Source organism: Microbacterium sp. (assembly GCF_032084865.1).
Classification (GTDB): Bacteria; Actinomycetota; Actinomycetes; order Actinomycetales; family Microbacteriaceae; genus Microbacterium.
This window is the reverse complement of the sequence record NZ_DAMDLU010000180.1, coordinates 1-4,545: the sequence shown is the minus strand read 5'-3', so window position 1 is coordinate 4,545 and position 4,545 is coordinate 1. Positions and strand designations below refer to the sequence as shown.

General features: G+C 69.7%; 3 protein-coding genes and 1 pseudogene. All 4 read left to right on the top strand.

Annotated elements, in window-relative coordinates:
• Positions 1-351, top strand: a 351-nt coding sequence (locus RT309_RS13855; protein ID WP_313357972.1) for an MGMT family protein, incomplete at its 5' end; no start/stop codon positions are given.
• A 158-nt stretch (positions 352-509) separates the two neighbouring features.
• Positions 510-2,393 carry an ABC transporter ATP-binding protein gene (locus RT309_RS13850; RefSeq protein ID WP_313357970.1) on the top strand — a complete coding sequence of 628 codons (1,884 nt, stop codon included), beginning with the start codon at positions 510-512 and terminating at the stop codon, positions 2,391-2,393.
• Positions 2,390-4,198 carry an ABC transporter ATP-binding protein gene (locus tag RT309_RS13845; protein WP_313357969.1) on the top strand — a complete coding sequence of 603 codons (1,809 nt, stop codon included), beginning with the start codon at positions 2,390-2,392 and terminating at the stop codon, positions 4,196-4,198. The genes RT309_RS13850 and RT309_RS13845 overlap by 4 nt, the downstream gene beginning before the upstream one ends.
• A 124-nt stretch (positions 4,199-4,322) precedes the next feature.
• Positions 4,323-4,545, top strand: a pseudogene (locus RT309_RS13840) (hypothetical protein); the annotation flags it as partial.

The window sequence follows — 4,545 nt, the reverse complement described above, 5'->3', positions numbered from 1 at the left end:
GTCGCCGAGGGGGAGACGGATGCCGCGCCCGCGGCTCACGCGTACTACACCGGCGACCTGCACGCCATCGACGAGGTGGTCGTCCGCCAGCGCGGTACTGCCCTGCAGTCCGCCGGCTGGGAGGCGCTGCGCCGCATCGAACCGGGCCGCCCGCTCAGCTACAGCGAGTTCGCCGTCGAGCTCGGCAGCCCGCAGGCCGTGCGCGCGGCGGCGTCGATCTGCGCGCGCAACGCGCCCGCCCTGTTCGTGCCCTGCCACCGCGTGCTGCGTTCGGACGGGTCGCTGGGCGGCTTCGCGTGGGGACTGCCGGTGAAGCAGAGCCTGCTCGCCCGCGAGCGAGGCGAGATCTGATCGGCGGCGCACTCTTGCGCGCGGCGCTCCCGTCGCGCGCACTCCGTCTGCGCGACTGAGCACGCGACGCGCGACTCCGGTCGCCCGCGTCGCCCTCGCACCGGATGCCAGGGCATCCGCCCCACCTTCGTCACCCACTCGCCACGCAACCGAGAGTCATGTCTGCCAGCTCGTCCTCGTCGTCCCTGTCCACGTTCGCCGCGCTCTGGCGCCTGAAGCCCTTCGTGCAGCCGATCCTCGGCCGCCTCGTCGGCGGTGCGCTCAGCGCGCTCGCCGCCGCCGTGATCGCCCTGATGATCCCGATCGTGCTCGAGCAGGTCGTGAAGAACTTCGATCTGGGAGCGGGCGCCGACGGCTCGGTCGGGTTCATCCTCGCCGGAGCTTTCGGCGTGCTGGCGCTCTCCCTCGGCGAGGCGGTGATGGTATGGCTGCGCCGCTGGTTCGTGCTGACCCCGGCCACCGAGGTCGAGTACCAGATGCGCGCCGAGCTGTATTCGCGACTGCAGAGCCTTCCCGTCGCCTTCCACGACCGCTGGCAGTCGGGTCAGCTGCTCAGCCGCATGATGCAGGACATCAACATCATCCGGCGGTGGCTGGCGTTCGGCCTGATCCTGCTCGTCGTGAACATCCTCACCATCGCGATCGGCGCCGTGCTGCTGTTCCGCTGGCACTGGCTGCTCGGCGTGATCTTCCTCGTCACGGGCGTGCCGATGTGGATCCAGGGGTACCTGTTCGAGAAGCGCTACGGCGCGCTCGCCCGGCGCAGCCAGGACCAGGCGGGCGACCTGGCCACCAGCGTCGAGGAGAGCGTGCACGGCATCCGCGTGCTCAAGGCGTTCGGTCGGGGCAAGCACGCTCTCGTGCGGTTCAGCCGCCAGGCCGAGACGCTGCGCGAGACCGAGCTGCGCAAGGGTCGCGCGATCGCCGAGATCTGGTTCTGGCTCGACCTCATGCCGCAGATCGCGTTCGGGCTCAGCCTCATCGCGGGCATCTGGCTGATCGTGCAGGGGCAGATCGACGTGCCGCAGCTGTTCGCGTTCTTCGCGATGGCCGCCGTGCTGCGCTGGCCGATCGAGTCGATCGGCTTCCTGTTCTCGTTCATGCTCGACGCGCGCACCGCGACCGACCGCGTGTTCGAGATCTATCAGGAGACGAACACCATCACCGACCCCGCGCAGCCGGTGCGGCTCGATGAGCCCCGCGGCGAGCTGGCCTTCGAGGGCGCCCGGTTCCGCTACCAGGACACGGGTGCGCACGAACGAGACCTGCTCGACGGGATCGACCTCGTGCTGCGCCCGGGCGAGACCATGGCGCTCGTCGGCCTCACCGGGTCGGGCAAGACCACCTTGACCACGCTGCCGGCCCGCCTGTACGACGTGACGGGCGGTCGGGTCACCCTCGACGGCGTCGACGTGCGCGACCTCGAGCTGTCCGAGCTGCGCCGGCACGTGGCCATGGCGTTCGAGGACGCGACGCTGTTCTCGGCATCCGTGCGCGAGAACGTGCTGCTCGGCCGGGCCGATCTCGACATCCACAGCGCCGAGGGGGAGCGCGTGCTGCGCGAGGCGCTGGACGTCGCCCAGGCCGGGTTCGTCGACACGCTGCCCGACGGCGTCGAGACGGTCATCGGCGAAGAGGGACTGAGCCTGTCGGGCGGGCAGCGTCAGCGCCTGGCGCTGGCGCGTGCCGTCGCCGCAGACCCGAAGGTGCTCGTGCTCGACGATCCGCTCTCGGCTCTCGACGTCGACACCGAGGCGCTCGTCGAAGAGGCCCTGCGCCACGTTCTCGCCGAGACGACCGCGCTGATCGTCGCCCATCGCCCGTCGACGGTCGCGCTCGCCGATCGGGTCGCGCTGCTCGAGCGGGGACGCATCACCGCGGTGGGGACCCACTCCGAGCTGCTGCGCACCAGCACGCACTACCGGCACGTGATCTCGAGTCTCGAGGCCGAGGAGGCGGCGCGCACCGGCGCGATCGACATCATCACCGACGCTTCGGCAGGCTCAGCGACCCAGATCGACGAAGAGGAGGTGCAGGCGTGAGCATCGCAGGCACCCAGGGCGAAGACCGCTCCGACTACACGAAGGCCGAGAGCCGCGCGATCCGGCAGCGGTCGCTGCGTCTGCTCGGCTCGCTCATCGCTCCGCTGCGGCTGCGCATCGTCATCGCCGCGCTCGTGCTCGTCGTCTCGACGGCGCTGCAGGTGGCCGGCCCGATCCTCATCGGCATCGCGCTGGACCGCGCCCTGCCGCAGCTGCTCCAGACGGCCGACTGGATGCCGGCGATCACCGTCACCATCGTCTATCTCGTCGCCGGCATCCTGGCCTCCGCGCTGATCGGACTGTACGTCGTGCTCGCGGCCCGAATCACGCAGGCCGTGCTGCTCGACCTGCGCAAGCGGATCTTCCTGCACACCCAGCGCCTCAGCCTGGAGTTCCACGAGTCGTACACCTCAGGCCGGATCATCTCCCGTCAGACCAGCGACCTGGATTCCATCCGGGAGCTGCTCGACGGCGGTCTGAACAACCTCGTCTCGGGCCTGCTGTTCGGGCTGTTCACGTTCATCGCGCTGGTGATCGCCGACTGGCAGTCGGGGGTGATCCTGCTGCTCGCCGGCATCCCGCTGGTGGTGCTGATGCGCTGGTTCTACAGTCGCTCGCAGGCGGTCTATCGCGAGTCGCGGGTGATCAGCGCGAAGGTGATCGTGCAGTTCGTCGAGACGATGACCGGCATCCGCGCGGTCAAGTCATTCCGCAAGGAGCCGCGCAACGACGCCGCCTTCCGCGCGGTGGCCGGTGACTACCGCGACGTCAACCGGCGCTCCATGGTGCTGTTCGGCACGTTCGAGCCGGGGCTGATGGGCATCGCGGCACTGACCCTCGCGGCCGTGGTGCTGTGGGGCGGTCTGCGCGTCGCCGACGGCGTGCTGGGCGTCGGCGTGCTGCTCGCGACCGTGCTGTACGTGCGCAACTTCTTCGCGCCGATGCAGGAGATCGCGATGTTCCTGAACTCCTACCAGTCGGCCACCGCGGCGCTCGAGAAGGTGTCCGGCGTGCTCGACGAGGAGCCGACCGTGCCCGACCCCGAGAAGCCGGTCGACCTGTGGGAGTCACGCGGAGCGATCCGCTTCGACGACGTCACCTTCGCGTACAACGACGACAAGACGATCCTGCCGGACTTCTCCCTCGACATCCCGTCGGGGCAGACGATCGCGCTCGTGGGCACGACGGGTGCCGGCAAGTCGACGCTGGCCAAGCTGGTCTCGCGCTTCTACGACCCGACCGCCGGGCGGGTGACACTCGACGGCGTCGACCTGCGAATGCTGCACCCGAAGGATCTGCGACGCGCGATCGTGATGGTGACGCAGGAGGCGTATCTGTTCAGCGGCACGGTCGCCGACAACATCGCGCTCGGCCGGCCCGATGCGACGTTCGAGGAGATCCGCGCCGCCGCACGTGCCGTCGGCGCCGACGGGTTCATCTCGTCGCTGCCCGACGGGTACGACACCGACGTCAACAAGCGCGGCGGCCGGGTGTCGGCCGGGCAGCGTCAGCTGATCTCGTTCGCGCGGGCGTTCCTCGCCGATCCCGCGGTGCTTATCCTCGACGAGGCGACGGCGTCGCTCGACATCCCGTCCGAGCGGCTCATCCAGGAGGCGCTGCAGACCCTGCTCGCCGACCGCACGGCGATCATCATCGCGCACCGGCTGTCGACGGTCGCGATCGCCGATCGCGTGCTGGTGATGGAGCACGGCCGGATCATCGAGGACGATACCCCCACCGCTCTGATCGGCGGCACGGGGAAGTTCGCTCAGCTGCATGCTGCCTGGCAGCAGACGCTGGTCTGAGAATGGGCTGTTGTGGCAGCGGGACGACGGTCTGGAACATATCACTGCCCTGGCAGCGGGACTCAGGTCCGAGAATAGATTGATGTCCTGGCAGCAGACGCTGGTCTGAGAATAGGTTGAGCACGTGGATCCGATCCTGCTCCTTGCCGCCGAGTGGTGGTGGGTCGCCCCGGCGGCAGCCGGAGCGGGTGCGACAGGGTACGCGATGGTGCGAAGGCGGGGAACGGTGAACGGCAGACGACTCGGCTACGACGCGGCCCGGCTCGAGTACCGGCGCGCGCAGCTCGATGCGCGGGCCGCGGCGGACGCGGCTCGCATCGCCCGGGCGGATCTTGCGAGGGTCGCCG

What these genes read in the sequence shown, in the direction of transcription:
- RT309_RS13850 (WP_313357970.1), top strand. Translation starts at nt 510, where the DNA reads ATGTCTGCCAGCTCGTCCTCGTCGTCCCTGTCCACGTTCGCCGCGCTC.